Source organism: Tenacibaculum sediminilitoris (genome assembly GCF_964513795.1).
Lineage (GTDB): Bacteria > Bacteroidota > Bacteroidia > Flavobacteriales > Flavobacteriaceae > Polaribacter > Polaribacter sediminilitoris.
On sequence record NZ_CAZEQR010000011.1, the window covers coordinates 1 to 17,564 of the forward strand.

General features: G+C 30.3%; 21 protein-coding genes. 9 read left to right on the forward strand and 12 right to left on the reverse strand.

All coding sequences use genetic code 11. From position 1 onward, the window contains the following. The 3 genes from ACKTSW_RS03790 to ACKTSW_RS03800 form a co-directional block, all read right to left on the reverse strand. A partial coding sequence (locus tag ACKTSW_RS03790) for a transposase (RefSeq protein ID WP_408024270.1) occupies positions 1-150 on the reverse strand: 150 nt, incomplete at its 3' end. A 423-nt stretch (positions 151-573) separates the two neighbouring features. After that, complete coding sequence (locus ACKTSW_RS03795; RefSeq protein ID WP_408023943.1) at positions 574-1,053, reverse strand: helix-turn-helix domain-containing protein; 480 nt, start codon at positions 1,051-1,053, stop codon at positions 574-576. Positions 1,054-1,906: 853 nt separating this feature from the next. Beyond that, positions 1,907-2,122, reverse strand: coding sequence for a helix-turn-helix domain-containing protein (locus tag ACKTSW_RS03800; RefSeq protein ID WP_408023944.1), 216 nt, complete (start codon positions 2,120-2,122; stop codon positions 1,907-1,909). Positions 2,123-2,507: 385 nt separating this feature from the next. Here ACKTSW_RS03800 and ACKTSW_RS03805 point away from each other — a divergent pair, with 385 nt between their 5' ends. From ACKTSW_RS03805 to ACKTSW_RS03840, 8 genes are all read left to right on the forward strand, one after another. Next, the gene (locus ACKTSW_RS03805; protein WP_408023945.1) at positions 2,508-2,660 is read left to right on the forward strand and encodes an addiction module protein; all 153 of its coding nucleotides are present in this window, start codon (positions 2,508-2,510) and stop codon (positions 2,658-2,660) included. Between the two features lie 31 nt (positions 2,661-2,691). Next, positions 2,692-2,967: a type II toxin-antitoxin system RelE/ParE family toxin gene (locus ACKTSW_RS03810; protein ID WP_408023946.1), complete on the forward strand. Its 276-nt coding sequence runs from the start codon at positions 2,692-2,694 to the stop codon at positions 2,965-2,967. A gap of 586 nt (positions 2,968-3,553) precedes the next feature. After that, positions 3,554-4,486: an RHS repeat-associated core domain-containing protein gene (locus ACKTSW_RS03815; protein WP_408023947.1), complete on the forward strand. Its 933-nt coding sequence runs from the start codon at positions 3,554-3,556 to the stop codon at positions 4,484-4,486. 3 nt (positions 4,487-4,489) lie between these two features. Continuing rightward, positions 4,490-4,939: a hypothetical protein gene (locus ACKTSW_RS03820; RefSeq protein WP_408023948.1), complete on the forward strand. Its 450-nt coding sequence runs from the start codon at positions 4,490-4,492 to the stop codon at positions 4,937-4,939. A gap of 189 nt (positions 4,940-5,128) precedes the next feature. Then, positions 5,129-5,623 (forward strand): hypothetical protein, encoded by a 495-nt coding sequence (locus ACKTSW_RS03825; RefSeq protein WP_408023949.1) that lies wholly within the window; start codon positions 5,129-5,131, stop codon positions 5,621-5,623. 7 nt (positions 5,624-5,630) lie between these two features. Next, positions 5,631-6,017, forward strand: a complete 387-nt coding sequence (locus ACKTSW_RS03830; protein ID WP_408023950.1) for a hypothetical protein — start codon at positions 5,631-5,633, stop codon at positions 6,015-6,017. A gap of 349 nt (positions 6,018-6,366) precedes the next feature. Beyond that, positions 6,367-6,924, forward strand: coding sequence for an REP-associated tyrosine transposase (locus ACKTSW_RS03835; RefSeq protein WP_408023951.1), 558 nt, complete (start codon positions 6,367-6,369; stop codon positions 6,922-6,924). 1,037 nt (positions 6,925-7,961) lie between these two features. Then, positions 7,962-8,894 (forward strand): hypothetical protein, encoded by a 933-nt coding sequence (locus tag ACKTSW_RS03840; RefSeq protein WP_408023952.1) that lies wholly within the window; start codon positions 7,962-7,964, stop codon positions 8,892-8,894. 424 nt (positions 8,895-9,318) lie between these two features. Here the strand turns inward: ACKTSW_RS03840 and ACKTSW_RS03845 are convergent, their stop codons facing one another. From ACKTSW_RS03845 to ACKTSW_RS03885, 9 genes are read right to left on the reverse strand one after another with little or no spacing between them, the layout of a single operon-like run. Continuing rightward, positions 9,319-9,738 (reverse strand): prepilin-type N-terminal cleavage/methylation domain-containing protein, encoded by a 420-nt coding sequence (locus ACKTSW_RS03845; RefSeq protein ID WP_408023953.1) that lies wholly within the window; start codon positions 9,736-9,738, stop codon positions 9,319-9,321. A 52-nt stretch (positions 9,739-9,790) separates the two neighbouring features. Beyond that, positions 9,791-10,924 carry a type II secretion system F family protein gene (locus tag ACKTSW_RS03850; RefSeq protein WP_408023954.1) on the reverse strand — a complete coding sequence of 378 codons (1,134 nt, stop codon included), beginning with the start codon at positions 10,922-10,924 and terminating at the stop codon, positions 9,791-9,793. Then, positions 10,924-11,385: a PulJ/GspJ family protein gene (locus ACKTSW_RS03855; RefSeq protein WP_408023955.1), complete on the reverse strand. Its 462-nt coding sequence runs from the start codon at positions 11,383-11,385 to the stop codon at positions 10,924-10,926. Before ACKTSW_RS03855 ends, ACKTSW_RS03850 begins: the two co-directional genes overlap by 1 nt. Next, positions 11,375-11,728, reverse strand: coding sequence for a hypothetical protein (locus ACKTSW_RS03860; protein WP_408023956.1), 354 nt, complete (start codon positions 11,726-11,728; stop codon positions 11,375-11,377). Before ACKTSW_RS03860 ends, ACKTSW_RS03855 begins: the two co-directional genes overlap by 11 nt. Continuing rightward, positions 11,716-12,954, reverse strand: a complete 1,239-nt coding sequence (locus ACKTSW_RS03865) for a hypothetical protein (RefSeq protein WP_408023957.1) — start codon at positions 12,952-12,954, stop codon at positions 11,716-11,718. The genes ACKTSW_RS03860 and ACKTSW_RS03865 overlap by 13 nt, the downstream gene beginning before the upstream one ends. 2 nt (positions 12,955-12,956) lie before the next feature. Beyond that, positions 12,957-13,418: a hypothetical protein gene (locus ACKTSW_RS03870; RefSeq protein WP_408023958.1), complete on the reverse strand. Its 462-nt coding sequence runs from the start codon at positions 13,416-13,418 to the stop codon at positions 12,957-12,959. After that, positions 13,411-14,688, reverse strand: a complete 1,278-nt coding sequence (locus ACKTSW_RS03875; RefSeq protein ID WP_408023959.1) for a hypothetical protein — start codon at positions 14,686-14,688, stop codon at positions 13,411-13,413. Before ACKTSW_RS03875 ends, ACKTSW_RS03870 begins: the two co-directional genes overlap by 8 nt. Before the next feature lie 2 nt (positions 14,689-14,690). Continuing rightward, the gene (locus ACKTSW_RS03880) at positions 14,691-15,686 is read right to left on the reverse strand and encodes a Med9 domain-containing protein (protein WP_408023960.1); all 996 of its coding nucleotides are present in this window, start codon (positions 15,684-15,686) and stop codon (positions 14,691-14,693) included. A gap of 13 nt (positions 15,687-15,699) precedes the next feature. Continuing rightward, positions 15,700-17,100 carry a GspE/PulE family protein gene (locus ACKTSW_RS03885; protein WP_408023961.1) on the reverse strand — a complete coding sequence of 467 codons (1,401 nt, stop codon included), beginning with the start codon at positions 17,098-17,100 and terminating at the stop codon, positions 15,700-15,702. A gap of 31 nt (positions 17,101-17,131) precedes the next feature. On the opposite strand from ACKTSW_RS03885, the gene ACKTSW_RS03890 reads away from it, so the two are divergent. Further along, positions 17,132-17,458 (forward strand): hypothetical protein, encoded by a 327-nt coding sequence (locus ACKTSW_RS03890; protein ID WP_408023962.1) that lies wholly within the window; start codon positions 17,132-17,134, stop codon positions 17,456-17,458. The last annotated feature ends 106 nt before the right edge of the window (positions 17,459-17,564 follow it).

Here is a 17,564-nt window from a genome sequence, read left to right on the forward strand (position 1 = left end):
CTTTTCCATGCCGCCGTATTTCTTGCGCCAGTAATAAAATGTACTCTTATCAATACCTAATTCTCTGGATAAATCTCCTACAGATCTTCCTTGTTCATTCTCCTTGAGAGCCTTAATGATTTGACTCTCGCTAAATTTGCTGATTTTCATAATGACAGTTTGAATTTAAAGTTAGTAAATTCGAATTTATAACTGTCCTGTTTTTGGGGAAGCCTACAGTGAATTACTATTATTTAAAAAGAAGCCATCTATTCAAGAAAAAGAATAGTTCAAAAAAATAAAGAAGTATCATAGTGTAAGGCTGCCTTAATTTAAGATAATTGGGGTAGTTTTTTGGTTTTACTAGTTCTTCTAATAAAATTAAACCTCCCGATAGTTTGTTGTATAATCAGGAGGTTAATTATATTTTTTAGTTTCATAGCAATAATCCCCCGTAAATGACGACATAACTAATTTTAAACGATATTAGGAATTTAAAAAGTTTAAAAAAATTAGTTAAGTTATATAGGTAAGATATAACTACTGCAATATTAAGTTTAGTAGAGTGTTCAGGGGTTCGGAATTATGTACTATCTATGCATACCGAACTGATTTTTTAAAATTATTAGGGGTTGTATTGGTGTGTTTTTTAAATGCAGTGTAAAAACTCGTTTTGGAGTTAAACCCAGCTTCAAGCCCTATTGCTAGAATGGTATAATTATCAAACTCTTCATTTTTTAAAATTTCCTTAGCTTCATCAATTCTTAGAGTATTGATAAAATCATTAAATGTAGAACTAGCATTATCTTTAATCAGTTTAGAAATATAACCTTCGCTTAAGTTTAGTTTTTGAGCAAGTTTATAAAGGGTTAAATTAGGATCTAGGAATAATTTATCATCAATGATTAATCTTTTTATTTTTAGGAAAGACTTTGGTTCAGACTTATCATTATTTTTCTTAGTAAGATGTTTAATTCTCTTGTTTCGAAGTTCAATCCTTTCATAAAGTTGTTTTGACTTTATCAAACCAACATATCCAATCCAATAAATTAAAAAAGATATTGTAATCCACATAGGATAAAAGAAGAAGGATTTGTCAAGGTTAAAAATAATGACCGTGACTATTGCACATAACCACAATAAACAGATTGTAATCCCCAAAAAAATGAGTTTTTTTAGCCAATTAGTTTCAGACTTTACCCAATTAACATCATATGATTTATCATTTTCATGATTTTTAATAAGCTGGTAGGAAAAGTACATTACCAGTATATTAAATATAATAGAGAAGAATTCAAGGTATACAAAAATGCCTCTTTTGAAGTGAGAAGGTATAGCATAGTTTTCGTTAATAACAAATTTGTAAAATATTTGAGTAATGTGAATAAAAACTACGAAGAAGAAAGGGCCAAATAACAAGCGCTTTTTTTTAGAGTTAAAACTTTAGTACCAATAAATTTGTGCACATAAACATAAAACATAGGAAGTACTAGCAATTGAAAAGGGATATAGACGTATTTTAGAATCTTATAATTGTTAATTAGATGAGTGTCTATTAGCCAATATTGCAGATTACTCAATGAAAGAGTAAGAACTGTTAATGAAAGAAAAGTAACGTTATATTTTATATGTTTTTTTTGAGTGAGCGTAATAATGCTGAAGAAAATACCATGTAATACTCCTGATATGATAATAATGTTAAAAATATTAAAATTATTCATTTAGAAATTAAAATAGAAATTAAGAAAAAAGTAGGAGATTAGTTTCTTGTAAAGTTTGGTGATTTAATTTATTTGTTCTTTTTTTAAGAAGAATAGGCAAGTCTAGCTTTAGCATCACGTATAAAAGTATCAATTACGGTAAACAGTGTTTTTTAGTGTTTTCATCAAGGCTTTCAATGTTATTAAGACGATTTAAGGTCTCTTTATCAAAAGAAGGCGTGTTTGCCTTGTCCGAGTAAATAATCTACCAATACATCAAAAGTTTTGACAATTTTAAGAGCCATTTCAATAGATGACGAATTGTCGTTACGCTCGTACTTACCAATAATATCACGGGAAGCGTTTACAGCCTTTGCAAGTTGTGTTTGCGACCATCCTTTTGCTTTTCTTAGCTCAATTATTTTATTTCCAATGTTTAACATATGCTACTAAGAACAACTTTTTTTAACTAATTACTGCAAATATAGTAAAAGGTATTCGTTAAAAAAAGAGGGTGTTATTTAGCTTGATATTAAATAAGTTCTACATTTGTTGTATAAATTTAACTTTTTTTATAATGTTAGATATTTCCTATTCTTACAACTATAACTACGATACAAAGCGTTTATAAATTCATGTTTTAGGAGGCATAAAGACGAATAAATTAGAGAGTTTATACAAAACCATTGATACCTACCATCCTTTTAGTTAATATCATATGGAACAGAAACTGTATATTGTATACATAAAAACACGAATATTATGGATTTATCGTCAAGAAAATACCACTTTATATAAGAGCTAATTAATGTTGATAAAGAAAACATTATGGATGCTTTAGAATGTGTTTTAAAAAGAGAAAAAGAAGCGCATCAAGAAATCTCCACCGCACATAAAAAAGAGTTAGACAATCGTTTAGAAAGCTATAAAAATAACCCATCGGATTTATTGGATTGGGATGCTGTCAAAAACGATTGGTAAATGAGTTATACAATTAAATTACTGTCTGTTGGTGTATAAAGATTTACAAAAGGCAAAAAAGAGGTATAACGACCAACGTGAAGATTTAGGAGAAGAATTTAAAACAGAAGTTAACAAAGAGTTAGCGTATATAAAAGCATATCCAGAGCACTACCAACAGAAATACAAAGAATTACGTCAATCTTTAGTTACTCGTTTTCCATACGCTATATTTTACTTAGTTGAAGAAGAGAAGAAACGAATTATTATTTTTGGTGTATTACATACAAGAAGAAATCCAGAAATAGCAAGAAAACGAATAAAATAGAGCTTCGCAAACTCCGTTACAAGCCTGTCCTGAGCGTAGTCGAATGGATTGCTTGCAAAAAGCCAATCATAACGGGAAGAATCCCCACAACATAAAACCCAGTTTTTTCGCATACTCAAAACCCTCTGTCTTTTATGTTGTTCCGCTTGCCACCGCCTTGTAATTTTTGACTTCCCACCGCAAAAACAGCATATTGTATTTTGTAGCCCTACCGCATCATCCGTCAAAATGCCTCAAACAAAAATGCGTTAACACAACATTTTGGTTTGTTGCATTTAGCTACAAAATTCAATAAGCTGTCGCCAAAGTTTATCTTGAGCGAAGTCGAAAGGCACCAAGCCAAAAATCACCCAAAGCTATGTTTACATAATTTGCATTATAAAACTGCCGACCTGAGCCACCACACCGCCAAAGCTGTTGTTATAATGCCCAGTTATGTTACTTAGCAAGGAAAATATCCAACATATTTTTTTATATTTACCAAGTAAGGATGATGTAGTATAAGTTCATTGAATTTTTAGAAGAGTAGCATTAGGAAAAATGGTCAATTGCAGAAAAAAATGCATTAGATTACTTTTCATTTGGGATGCCAATGCCGAATAGACAAATCGTTAATGGAGAACCTTATAGATACGGGTATCAGGGTGAATTTGCTGAAACAGATGAAGAGACAGGAAAACCTTCTTTTCAATTAAGAATTTATGACCCTCGTATTAACCGTTGGTTATCTCCTGATCCTTATGGACAATATGACTCTCCTTATATGAGTATGGATAACCATTGGAATATGTCAACTGATCCTACAGGTGGGTGTACAGGAGATGATAATTGCAGTTGTGGAGGAAACGGACAGCATGAAATGTTAAATGAAGTTGTTATAAATGGAAAATCAAATAATTTTACAGGATATGAACTTAATACTAGAGATTGGCAGATATTTGATATGCTAAAAATTGAAGCACCTAATTTACATTATGCAATTAAGGATCGATTTGATAAAGGTGAGTATTTTCAATTAGGAGGAGGTAATTGGGGTGGTTTTGCGCCTAATTGGGAAAAAGGAGGAGCACCTGATAATGTAGGTAGAATGATTGATGGAATGTCAATAACTTTTGAAATAGCTATCCCTATTAATCTTGAAATGAGAGATCATTATCCACCTTTATATGGATATGCTATAAGTTTTGGAACCTATAATAATTATGGTACGGATGAGGCAGGTAATTTTTTCACTCATAAAGTTGCTACTACACCTGGTTTAGCATATGGAGTATCGATTGATGCTATTTCTTTTGAGAATTTAAGAAAGAATGCATCAATACATAGTGGTTTAGCAGGGCATGGTTATGAAGTAGGCGGTAATCTTATTTTTGGATATTCAAAATCTAGAGATATTTCTTTAGGTAACCCTCATAATGCAGCTACATTATTTTCTGATTCATTCAGTTTAGGAGTAGGTATTGACGTAGGGTATTCAGAATGGGATACTTTTACGAGAGTTTACAGATATAATAAATAGAATATGGATAAGAAAAATGTAATATTACTAGTTATAATAATTATTTTAGGCTTTTTTATCTATAATAATGTATATAAAAAAACATCAAAATTTAAAGATAATTTTTTTGAGAATCTTGTTTTGAATTTTTACAAAAAAGATTTTAAAGGTGTAATACTTTATAAATTTATAGATTCAACCGATCATGATTACAGAAAAATTCGACTAAAAAGTAAATATAAAGAGGAAATAATATTTTTTAATTATGAAAGTGATTCTTTTTTAAATTTTTTAAAAAAGGGGGATAGTTTAATAAAATACAAAGACCAATTTTTTTTAAGAGTAAAAAGAAAAGAAATAGATACAGTAATAAAAATAAAATTTGATAACTATATTTATAAAAATAACCCAAATACAGTAATAAAAAAATATTTAGAGAAGTACCCCCCTGATGGCGCTAGTATGTCCGAGTAGTGCTACCGATGAATAAAATTGATCCTGATGGTGGAAGTACTGACACATGGCTTAAAAATAAAGAAACAGGATAAGAAGTTTATATTAATGATGGTTTTGAACATACTAATTTAGAAGTATTCAGATGCAGAATACAGAGGCATCTTAAATTATGTTGTAGAACATGGAGTAAAGGGATGGTATAATCCTTTGAAAAATGAAAGTTTTAGTTGGAATAACTATTGGCTATTTACTTATAATTCAGCGATACAAGAAAGTTTACATGGCGTTGGTGATGCTTTATCCATGGCAGGTCAAGAATTACTTGTTCAAGGTGTAGCTTATTTAGCTTTTAGAGGGGTTGGTAGAATATTACCGAAGCCTGTTTTTACTAGTGCATCTAAGAATAAATTAGTTAAAGTTGTTCTAGGAGATTATCATACAGTAGGTATTCCTTTAAAACCTCTAAAAAAAGGTCAAGGAATTCCTAGTTCAACATATAATTATGTTACTAGAGAAGGGAAAGCATTGGAGAAACTTTATTATAATGAAACGGGAGAATTAATTTATGAAATAAATTACAAACATCATAATATGGGAGGTGTACATGGTCATAAGATATCAACTCCAGGTAATGTAGCGTCTGGTCATTTACCTGAGAATCATGTCCCTTTTATGTTGATGCCTTGGGATTATTTAAAATAAAATTTAAATGTTAAGAAACGTATTAAATAAATATAGAGAATTTTCTGACTCATTACTTGAAAGTATATTATATAATTATAACATCGATAACTCAAAGTCATATATTGAATTAACATTATCATGTACTAATGCAGAGAATGATTTCTCTTATGAGAAGGTTAAATTAATTATGAAAGAGATTAATGAGTTTATTTTGATAGAGTCTTATAATGCTGATAATAAAATGGTGATTAAAGATGCTCTACTAAAAGAAGAAAATGGGTTAATTATATTTGATTTTGATCCTATTGATCATTTTGATTACCTCGAAGAAAACCCAAATTCTACTTTTAAAATAAAGAGTAAGCAAATAAAAATATCCCCTGATGGCGCTAGTATGTCACGTAATCGCTAGTGCTAGTATTTGCTAGTACCGATTACGAGTAAGCGTTAACAAAGAGAAATTAAAAATATAAGAGCTACCTTAATGTAAGAATTAAGGTAGTTTTTTGGGTTTTAAGAGGAATATGCCCCCGCTCCCGCTAGTTTGTAACTAGTGGCGGTTATGAGTAAGCAAAGTAATAAAAGAAATAATATAAGCTACTTTAATGTAAGAATTAGAGTAGTTTTTATTTTTAAGCTGTGTTGCCACTAGTAAATACTAGCGGTAGCTGTTAAGAATTAACGGGTGCAATTATCAATAAAATAATTAAGAAACTGTTTTACGGTAAAATGTAAGGTAGTTTTTGTATTTTAGTAAAGCTATGAGTAGAAGTTATAAATTTCATAATAAATCAGGACTTTATTTTGTGTCATTTGCTACAATTAACTGGATAGATGTATTTACAAGACACATATATTTTGATGTGCTAGCAGAAAGTATTAATTATTGTAGAAAAGAAAAAGGAATGGAGTTGTATTGTTATTGCTTTATGCCAAGTCATGTACATTTTATATTTCGATCAACCAATGAGCAACCGTCAGGACTATTAAGAGATTTTAAACGACATACTTCAAAAAAAGTTATAGAAATTATTAAGGATAATCCGCAAGAAAGTAGAAAAGAATGGTTGTTGTGGATGTTTGAACGAGCAGGAAAAAAGAATGTAACTACGCATAAATATCAATTTTGCCAACAGCATAACCAACCTATAGAGCTATGGAGTGAAAAAGTTACCAAACAAAAAATAGATTATATCCATAACAATCCTGTAGAGAGTGGTTTTGTAATAAATCCAGATGATTGGAAGTATTCAAGTGCTAGAAATTACCAAGAGGATGAGACTATACTAGAAATAGACAGTATTGGTTTTTTAAAATGATGTTTGATTTACTATAAAGACCACCAGTTACAAATTAGCAGTAACTATCGTAATAATCTTTTGATTGAGTTGTTGTATGTTGTTTTGAGTTTGTAATGTTAAGATAGCTTCGCTTTACTTTGTATCGCTCACAATGACAGTTCTAAAATGTGTCATTACGAGGAGTATGCGACGAAGTAAGCTGTTTATTTGTAGTTTGTACTGTAGTTTTGAGTTCTGTTATGTTAACAATGACACTTCTCATACGTCATTTCGAAGGAGTATACGACTGAGAAATCTGCTTCTTTATAACTTAGAAACTAGAAGGCTCAGTGGAGCTAAATTTCAAGAATATGAGTTACTCTTTTGAGAAAGATTTAACTTTGTTGAACCTTACGGTTTCTCACCTTCGTTCGAAATGACAGTTCTAAAATGTGTCATTACGAGGAGTAGGTGACGAAGTAAGCTGTTTATTTAGAGTTTGTATTGTAGTTTTGAGTTCTGTTATGTTAACAATGACACTTCTCATACATCATTTCGAAGGAGTATACGACTGAGAAATCTGCTTCTTTATGACTTTGAAACAAGAAGGCTCAGTGGAGCTAAATCTTAGGAGTATAAGTCGCTTCTTTGAATAAGATTTAACTTTGTTGAACCTTACGGTTTTTCACTGTCGTTCGAAATGACAGTTCTAAAATGTGTCATTACGAGGAGTAGGTGACGAAGTAAGCTGTTTATTTAGAGTTTGTATTGTAGTTTTGAGTTCTGTTATGTTAACAATGACACTTCTCATACATCATTTCGAAGGAGTATACGACTGAGAAATCTGCTTCTTTATGACTTTGAAACAAGAAGGCTCAGTGGAGCTAAATCTTAGGAGTATAAGTCGCTTCTTTGAATAAGATTTAACTTTGTTGAACCTTACGGTTTCTCACTGTCGTTCGAAATGACAGGTTATTTATAAGAACTACAGTTACGTTAAAAGTATTTTTTTACATTTGTAAGACGTTAGAAGTATATTATTACTTTCTATTCAATAAGAAAATAAATTGTATTATATGAAAATTAAGTGGTCAATTTTAGCTTTGGTAATTGTTTTAATAGCTGCCTGTGAAGCAGTGTTTGTAGATGATATTTCAGACAAAGCAGTAACTGTTATAGCTCCAAAAGAGGGAGTGAGCTTACCAGAAGGAAGTATTTCTTTTTTATGGGAACGTATTGAAGGAGCAGAGAAGTATCAATTACAAGTAGCGAATCCAAATTTTGAAAACGCAGCACAAGTAGTGTTAGATACAGCAATTAGTAAAAACTCTTTTGAAAAAGCATTGACAAAAGGAAATTATGAGTGGCGAGTAAGAGCAAAAAACTCAGAGTACGAAACACCTTATACCTCACAAGCTTTTTATGTATACGAAGGTGATATTACAACCAAAGAATTGGTGTTGACCTCACCCAAAGATGATGTCATGACAAATGTATCTAATCAAACGTTATCTTGGGAAAAATTACCTGAAGCAGTAGAGTATAGGCTACAAATTTGGAAACCAGATACCAACGGAACTTTAGAAGAAGACACAACCATTACTAACACAACAGTTGATGTTGATTTTTCTGATGGAACCTATACATGGCAGGTTAGACCACAAAGCACCACGCAAAACGGAAATTATGTATCAAGAATATTAACTATTGACACGGTAAAACCGAATACTCCTGAAAATATAACTCCAGCAGATGCTAGCTCACAAACAGAAACAACCGTAAGCTTTACTTGGAAAAGAGAAAATATAGCAGGAACGGATGAACTAGATAGCTTGTATGTTTTTACAGATGAGAGCTTAAATAATTTAGCTTTTAAAGCCCAAGGAACTGATAAGAGTTTTACACAAGAGAATGTAGAAGTAAAAGCATATTATTGGTATGTTCAGGCTTTTGATAAAGCAGGAAATAAAAGCGACAAAAGTAACGTAACGAGTTTTACAGTTAACTAACTTAAGTGTAATTTTAAAAGAAACGAAAAATTGTAAGGCTCTTCTGTGGAGCTAAATTTCAAGAATATGAGTTACTCTTTTGAATAAGATTTAACTTTGTTGAACCTTACGGTTTCTCACTGTCGTTCGAAATGACAGTTCTAACTCGTCATTACGAGGAGTAGGTGACGAAGTAAGCTGTTTATTTAGAGTTTGTATTGTAGTTTTGAGTTCTGTAATGTTAAGATTGCTTCGCTTTACCATGTTATGTTAACAATGACACTTCTCATACGTCATTTCGAAGGAGTATATGACTGAGAAATCTGCTTCTTTATGATTAAAAAATGCAAGGTTCAGTGGAGCTAAATCTTAAGAATGCAAGTACTTCATTATAAGAGAAACGATTACACTAAACTTTACGTTTTCTTCTTTTATAGATAAACTATTAATCCTTAACAACTTCTACCAACTTTTTATCCTGATCTACTTCCCAAACATTAAATTGTCCATCACCATCAAAATCAGTAATAGCTGTAGCACGAGCTTTAAACGTATTATTGGTACTCTCAATAATTTCGTATTGGTAATTAGCTCTACCACCGTTAGCAACAGTAACAGGAGGTACAAAATCTAGCACATTAAAATCAGTACTATAGGTAGAATGCATAAAAAAGTGATTGCGTTGTAAAGAGTGTAAGTGGTTTAATTGATTTTGGGCTTCAATACTCTTGGTACGAGATATTAAAGGCATTAAATTAGGCAACGCAATTAAAATTAAAATACCAATAATAACTAAGGTTATTAATAACTCTTGTAAGTTATAGGCATCTACTTTTTTTAGTACAATTTTTTTATAAAAGCTCATTTTTCGTTTTTAGTGGGTAAATGTAATTGTTTGTGTTAAAAAAATAAAATAATTAGGTAATTACTGTACTTAATTTAAACATTGGTAAGTACATGGCAATTAAAATTACAGCAACAATACCACCTAACACTAAAATTAAGATAGGTTCTATGGTAGCATTAATCATTTTAGATTTGTATTCTATTTCTTCGTTATATTGATACGTTAAACGTTTGAAAATAATTTCGTTTTGATTGGTTTCTTCGGCAACTTTTAATAAGGAAGCCATTTTTTTATCAAAAATAGGTTGATTGGCGACACTTTTATGTAAGCTAATACCTTGTAAAATATCTGACTCTACTTGTTGTAAAGCGGTCTGTAGTGGATAAAAACGTATCATTTTTTGAGTTAGCTGCAATCCATTTAATAATGGAACTTTAGCAGCGACAAGTAAGCTTATGGCTTGCGTAAACTGTGCAATACGTATTTTTCTTGTAAAATCACCAATAAAGGGGGTTTTTAATAAAATAGCGGAACTTATTTTTCGAAACCATAATTTATTTTTTACAACAAAGAGTAGAATAACAAAAGCTACAATAAAAAGAAAAAACAAAGGAGCATTTTCTTCAGAAAAATCAGCTAAAGCAATAATCTTTTTTGTAACCCAAGGCAACTCTACTTTGTTTTGTTTAAAGATATCAGCAAACATAGGTACTACCATTCTTAACATAAAAAATACCGCTAAAAAGGCAGTTATTAACACAACAATAGGGTAGGATAAAGCACTTACAATTATTCTACGCTGTTCATTTTTACGTTTGTAAAAATTACCCAACTCTTCACTTACTTTTTGTAAAGTTCCAGTTTGTTCACCTATTTGTAAAGAATAAAATTCATAGTTTGAGAAAGACTTGTGTCTTTTTATAGCATCCGATAAGTTTTTACCATTGATTAAATCGTCAACGATGCTGTTAAATAGTTCTTTATCTGACGCTTTTTTTTGTTCATTTCCAATAAGTTCAATGGCGTCTTTTAACTCTAAACCAGCTTTTAAAAGTATCCCTAGTTCAATATAAAAATTCTCTTTCTTTTTGTTAGAAAAAGAATTTCCAAACAAGCTAATTTCTTTTTTTAAGAGCGAGTCTATATCAAAAGATTTTTTTTCTTTTCTGCTTGTTTCTGATATGTTGTTGAGTTGAAAAGCCATTAATTGTTTAGGTAAAAAGCAGCGTCTTTTTGTTTGTAAATAAAAATTTGTTTGAAGTTGTAGGTAGGATTTGTATATAATTTCATAGCATCTATAGCACCTTGTGTAACTTCTTTCCCGTCCAAAAATAAAGATTTATTAGTAAAATTGATGAAAATTGTATCATTATGTCTTAAAATATAATCATTGCTAAAGTCATAGGTAATAGTATCTATAGCATTAGTCATTAAAAAAGTATCTTTAACAGGCGAGTAGCTTACATGATAACTGTTAAAGTCTTTCCATAACAATCGTTCTAATAATTGATATTGTTGCTGATTTTTAAAGTTTGTTTTAATACTAGTGAGTTGTTTTTGGACAGTGTTTAAAATCACAAAAGTTAAAGAAACCACCAGGCTAGTAATAACTAATACGACTAACATCTCACTTAATGTAAAAGCTGCTACTTTTTTAGTTCTCATATACCACAGTTTTTTTAGTGATTTTCTTTTTAGACTGTTTGTTTTCGGCATGAAAGACAATTAATTTTTGATTCTTTTCCCTAATTTCTTCTGAATAAATCATCCATTCATTCTCATCAGAAGAATAGGGGAGTGTAACCTGCCCATTTTTATATTGATACACAAGTTCAGTTAACTCATTTTCTATTGTATGTGTATTACTTTTAACAGCGTTAAATAACAGGTTATCTATGGTTAAAAGAGCAATACCAAAAATGACCAAAATAATAACAGTAGCTATGATTACTTCGGTTAACGAAGATGCTTTTACTTTTGTGTTAATTATTTTTTTTAGTACAACCATTTAGCAACAGTATATTTTTGATGTTCTAAAGGTAAACCACAAAATTGTATAGGTAGTTTTGTGCTATTTATTTCTGCATGGTATAAATGATTGATATAGGTACTACCAAACTGTTTTGTTAAAAAATGATTGGTGTATACACTTCCATAAACGGTTCCCATCAGTTCTAAGTTTTGATTACAATATATTTCACCTGTAATAGTTGTTTTTTCCTTGATATGAACTTGAGGATTAAAATTCATGCTTTCACTAGTACTGTAGAGTAGAATACTTCCTTTTATTTGGCAGTTGTCATCAATACTTATTTCAGGGCTGTTATTGTTGTCTATTTTATTTTCGTTTACAACCACCAAGGCACTAGGATAGTTTAAAGTAGTGTTAGATTTAACTTCAATGGTATCTTTAGCAAATGCTTGAAATATTCCTTTTACTCGATTTTGGATGATTATTTTGGGTGCAATTACGATAACATCTTCAAGTATGGCAGAAGAATGTATTGTAATGTTGCTGTTTGACTTTATAAGTATATTACCTGTTAGAGAAATATTTCTAAGATAAATAGGATAGTTTGAATTGTAAACTAAGGTTTCTTTTTTAAAAGAGTTTTTAAAATGTTTACCTTCTTCTAACTCAAAAAAAGACACTTTACTGTTTAAAAGTGCAGAAGAAAAATACTCTTTAAGAACACTTATATTCTCAATTTCTGGAAGTTTCGTACTGCTTAGAGTTGATTTTCCGTATAATAAAGTGTTGCTATTGTAAGAAGTACCTGCAATATTTCCTCTTTTAATGCCTAGTTTTGGAATGTTGGCATCTCCTATAATTTTGGTATTTCCTACGACGGCTAAAGGTTTGTTATTTTCTTGAAGGTATAATGCTTTCTTCTTTTGTTTGAAGCCTCCTAGTAAACCAACTTTTTCAAAGAATTCATTGTTTTTGGTAGTCGTTACATGAGCGATTTTATAAATTCCCCAATTTTTAAACGTTGTTGTAGTATTGTCTAATTGATTTTTAGTTGTATTGTCATTGTTTATTTTTTGAGTTTCTAAAAGATCAAAAGTATACTGTACATTTTCTATTGATTTTTTATAGAGTACTCCTTTTAGTTTAACTTTTTGATGTAGATGCATTAAAGTGATAAAAGTAAGTATGAGTATGGCTATGATTACCGAAACTACTAAAACATACTGTAGCGCTCCTGCTTTTACCTTTTTAAACAAAAACATGATTATTGAACTTTAAAGGTTTTTGTTTTATCTTGAAACTTTAAAAGTACTTCTTCTGAACCTCCTTTTACTAGCTTAATATTTTTTATGCTCTGACCAAGAACAAAAATTTCTTGACTTCCATTAATAGTAATAATAAAAGATTTCGATTTATTAGATTCTACGGTACCATTGTAAATAATTTGAGGAAAATTCTTTTTTTCTCCTGTTATTTTCTTTTTAGGTTTAAAACTAACTTTTTTCCTTTTTATTGGAAGTTTTCCTAAAAATGGATCTCTATAATCCGCTTTAATAGTATAAGGTTCAACTTCTACTATTTTTTTTCTAGAAAAATAATTAGTATTGTTTGTAGTAGCGATAGTTGTTGTATTTGGAGATAAACGATTGTAAATTTTATAACCAATTATACCCCAAATACAAATAACTACAGCGAGTAAAATATATGTTTTTTGCTTTTTATTCAAGAACTTTACTTTTTATGAGTTTTTCTATTTCGTTTAAACGATGTTCTAAGGTATTGTTTTTTTCTTTTTCCTTCTCTAATTCTTTTTGTTGCTGAATAGTGTATAAGGTTAACTCTTCAATTTTCTCTAGCAATTTTCTATTCATTTCACCTAATTCAATTCCTCCATCTTTTTGAACTTCTTTAGCACTAGGTATATTTTGTAGGTGTCCTTTTTCGTTAATGTGTTGTTCTACTTCTTGTAAGCTAGGTAGTTTGTATTCTTTAGAAAATACGTAATCAGGCCAGTTACTTTTTAACTGTACTTTTACTTCTTCTGTAATTGTTTTTCCAGCAACCGCTAGTTTGTAATCGGTTGGAGTAGAATTAGCACCAATAGAAACACTTCCTCCATAATCATTCAAAATTAAATTACCTGTAGTATTACTTCCTGTTCTACTTCTAAGATAAAGATTACCACTTGCAGCAATATTTTCCATAACGAAGTGGTTACTCCCAAATGATGAAGACCTTACCTTAAAAAGCGAACCAAATTGAATACCATCATTTGAATTGAGATTGTCTAAATGTAATTTCATTGATGGAGTAGATGTTCCTAACCCAAGTTTACCATGAATCAATAAATTTGAAGGAGCAGCAGTACTACCAACCCAAACATTTTTTTGATTGCTATAATTTAGGTATAGGTTGTCAGACTCAGAAGCATCTGCTTTTTTTCCATTAATATGCCTAACAGTAAGCATAGTATTAGTTTCTCCACCAATATTAACGTTTCCTTCTATAGCCATATTTCCTTTTATATCATTTTTATAAGGTACAGTTACAATATAGGTACCAGACAAAGCTTCATCAACAGCAATCCAGTTTTCGTAATTAGTAGGAATGTCATCAGCAGTTCTACCTTTTGCATACGCTCTTACTTGAAACCTATTGAAGTACTCTCTTGAGTCTAAAAAAATAACCACTTTACCATTTTCATTAGCCAATTTTATGTCTGGAGCATAAGCTCCATGACTTGAGGCTCCATAAGAAACGAAGTTACCTTGATAAATGTACCAGTTCAACATAATTCCGATAGACTTGCCTTTGGAGTAATTGTACCCTTCAATAATTATGGTAGGCATTTGAGAACTGTTGGTATAGGGTAAATTGGTTTTAATTTTTATACCATGGGTAGGTGTACCATTAAAACTATAATTTAATGGAGTGTAGTTTTGAGATTTAACTGTTAAAGCAGCAAACACTAAAAAAAGTAATATTATTTTTTTCATAACTAATTTTTGTTTTCAAGTTTGTTAATTCTTTCTTCAAACTTTTTTAGGAGTCTGTTTTCTTTTTTTAACTCTTCAATTTCTTTTTGTTGTTGAATAGTATATAGAGTCAATTCTTCAATTTTTTCTAACAATTTTCTATTCATTTCACCTAACTCAATACCTCCATTATCTTTCACTTCTTTAGCACTAGGAATGTTTTGCAAATGACCTTTTTCTTGAATATGCTGTGCTACTTCCTGTAGGGTAGGTAATTGGTATTCTTTAGAAAATACATAATCGGGCCAGTTAGTATAGGTAGCTACTTTGACTTCTGTTGCTGCTATTTTACCATCAACTCCTAATTTAAAACCTTTTGTATCAGTGGTTCCAATACCTACACTACCGGTGTCAAAATATGTATTAGAACCTTGTTTTTTCCACAGAATATCATTTTCAGAAGCTAACAAACCTTTATAGGGTGTAGTTGCCTCTGGGTGTATGTAAAATAATTCTGATAATCCTAGCTTTCCACCTGAACCATGGGTGGAGTATATGGTATATCGTAATTTTGTGTAAGAACCTTTAGGTACTTTCCCTGAAATAAATTTAGCTCCTCCTGTATAATCTGTGTTAGTGTAGTCGGCTATTGTAACCCATTCATTTGCTCCATTATAAGCATTATACCCTTCAATTTTAAATCGTTTTGGCTGCCAAAATCTCGTTGACCAACCTACCCATGCTCCAGTTTGAGTATGGAAGTTAGGTAAGTTTTCTATTAAAATAGTAGTAGGTGATACTGTTGAAGCGGGTGAGCCACTATAACTTGGAATAAATCTACCATCAAAAAGTGCTCGTAAATTAACAGTTGCATCACCTGTTTGCGTTACGGTGTAGCGATTGGTAGCATCGAACAAAACATTATGTTCCATACCAACAGGAGTAGTATTAGTCGTAAACTGTTGAGAAAAAATGCTTACGTTGTATAAACATATCATAGTAAAAAGTAACTTTTTCATAGTAAATAAAGTTTTAAATTAATAAAGGATAAATTTCTTTTAATGAGGTAACACCTTCTTTTACTAAATGTATAGCATTGTTTTGAAGGGTTGCAATATTGTGTTTTTTTAGGTAGGTGTGAATATCTTGTTCTTTAGTGCTTATAGCTGATACTAATTCTTGGGTAATGGGGATTATTTCATAAATAGCTTTACGTCCTTTATACCCTGTATGATAGCATTGAGTACAACCAACAGCTTTATAATGTGTGTGGTTATTTAAAAGTTTGTTTGCTAAGTGCAAATCAGTATCATTTTTAATTACTTCTTTTTTACAAGTATTACATAGTTTTCTAACCAAACGTTGCGCAACACTTACATTTAGAGTACTTGCAATTAAGAAAGGAGGGATATTCATGTCAATAAGTCTAGAAATAGTTCCCCAAGCAGAGTTTGTATGTATGGTAGATAGTACTAAGTGACCTGTTAACGAAGCTCTAATAGCCATGTTTGCGGTATCTGGATCCCGTATTTCACCTACCATAATAATATCTGGATCTTGCCTTAAAAAGGTTCTTAGAGTACTCGCAAAATCTAATCCGATGCTTTCTTTTAATTGTACCTGATTAATACCTTCTAAGGTATATTCTATAGGATCTTCAACCGTTAAAATATTAGTGTTTGGTTTATTTAAAAGCTGTAAAGTAGCATATAAAGTAGTTGTTTTTCCTGATCCAGTAGGTCCAGAAATTAAAACAATTCCATTAGGTTTGTGTACTGCTTTTTGATATATGTTTAATTCTTTTTCATTAAATCCTAGACTTTCTAACTTAAAGGATAATAAGTCTTTTGATAAAATACGAAGCACTAATTTTTCACCATATAAAGTAGGTAAGGAAGAAACACGAATGTCAAAAACATCATTTCCATTTTTAAAGTTTATTCTACCATCTTGCGGTAACCTTTTTTCAGAAATGTCTAAACCAGACATAATTTTAAGTCGGTTGACTATTTTAGGGTATTCGCTTTTTAAAATAATATGACGTTCAATTAATTTACCATCGATTCGAAAACGAACTCTATTTAAATTTTCAAAAGCTTCAAAGTGAATATCACTACTCCCTATTTCTTTAGCTTCTTGTATTATATTGGTTAAAAAATCATCAGAATAACTAAGTATTTTTTCATGGTTTCTAACAGCTTTTCTATATTTTGAATTAATTGACTTTTTAAGTATTTCATTATCAATTATTTCAAATTCAATATTTCTGCCAAGTATAACTTCTAACTCCTTTTTTAATTCTGTATTATCAACCTCACTATAGATAATTAGAGTGTTGTTTTTAATTTCTTTAGGAAGGATGTTATAAAAAAAAGCTTGTTCAGAAGATAACAGTTGAAGAGCTTCAACCTCTGTTAAAATAGTGTTTTTCATTTACATAGCGTATAAATTAAAAAAATCAAAAATGTTATTTAGTAGCATCAAAGTTACTAAAAACAAAGATTGTAATCCTGCAAGAGGAACCGTTTTGTTAGTTAATTTAGGTTTCAAAAATATAAATAAAATAAGAGAAAACACCAAAGATGAAGAAAAAATAATTAAAAAGGTTAAAGTTGGAAAACCAATAGCTAATACCGTAAAAAATATAAGATCTCCAAACCCAATTGTTTCCAATAATCTTTTTTTAAATCCTAATCTTGTATATAGATACAAGATTAGGAATATAATAATTAAAACACTTATATTCAGTAAAATAGAATTTAAAAAAATGCTTACCAGTGAAGAATGTTGATAATGATAAAAACCAACTATAAATGCAACTATTAGTAAACTAAGCAGGTATACTTTTCTTTCTTTGAAATCTTGGTAAATAATGTATATGAGATTAAAATATAAAA

Coding starts and splice junctions, on each gene's coding strand:
- ACKTSW_RS03875 (WP_408023959.1), bottom strand. CDS start 14,688: ATGAAAAAAATAATATTACTTTTTTTAGTGTTTGCTGCTTTAACAGTT.
- ACKTSW_RS03845 (WP_408023953.1), bottom strand. CDS start 9,738: ATGAGCTTTTATAAAAAAATTGTACTAAAAAAAGTAGATGCCTATAAC.
- ACKTSW_RS03860 (WP_408023956.1), bottom strand. CDS start 11,728: ATGGTTGTACTAAAAAAAATAATTAACACAAAAGTAAAAGCATCTTCG.
- ACKTSW_RS03850 (WP_408023954.1), bottom strand. CDS start 10,924: ATGGCTTTTCAACTCAACAACATATCAGAAACAAGCAGAAAAGAAAAA.
- ACKTSW_RS03805 (WP_408023945.1), top strand. CDS start 2,508: ATGGATGCTTTAGAATGTGTTTTAAAAAGAGAAAAAGAAGCGCATCAA.
- ACKTSW_RS03800 (WP_408023944.1), bottom strand. CDS start 2,122: ATGTTAAACATTGGAAATAAAATAATTGAGCTAAGAAAAGCAAAAGGA.
- ACKTSW_RS03835 (WP_408023951.1), top strand. CDS start 6,367: ATGAGTAGAAGTTATAAATTTCATAATAAATCAGGACTTTATTTTGTG.
- ACKTSW_RS03820 (WP_408023948.1), top strand. CDS start 4,490: ATGGATAAGAAAAATGTAATATTACTAGTTATAATAATTATTTTAGGC.
- ACKTSW_RS03830 (WP_408023950.1), top strand. CDS start 5,631: ATGTTAAGAAACGTATTAAATAAATATAGAGAATTTTCTGACTCATTA.
- ACKTSW_RS03840 (WP_408023952.1), top strand. CDS start 7,962: ATGAAAATTAAGTGGTCAATTTTAGCTTTGGTAATTGTTTTAATAGCT.
- ACKTSW_RS03885 (WP_408023961.1), bottom strand. CDS start 17,100: ATGAAAAACACTATTTTAACAGAGGTTGAAGCTCTTCAACTGTTATCT.
- ACKTSW_RS03890 (WP_408023962.1), top strand. CDS start 17,132: ATGTTATTTAGTAGCATCAAAGTTACTAAAAACAAAGATTGTAATCCT.
- ACKTSW_RS03855 (WP_408023955.1), bottom strand. CDS start 11,385: ATGAGAACTAAAAAAGTAGCAGCTTTTACATTAAGTGAGATGTTAGTC.
- ACKTSW_RS03865 (WP_408023957.1), bottom strand. CDS start 12,954: ATGTTTTTGTTTAAAAAGGTAAAAGCAGGAGCGCTACAGTATGTTTTA.
- ACKTSW_RS03880 (WP_408023960.1), bottom strand. CDS start 15,686: ATGAAAAAGTTACTTTTTACTATGATATGTTTATACAACGTAAGCATT.
- ACKTSW_RS03795 (WP_408023943.1), bottom strand. CDS start 1,053: ATGTGGATTACAATATCTTTTTTAATTTATTGGATTGGATATGTTGGT.
- ACKTSW_RS03815 (WP_408023947.1), top strand. CDS start 3,554: ATGCCAATGCCGAATAGACAAATCGTTAATGGAGAACCTTATAGATAC.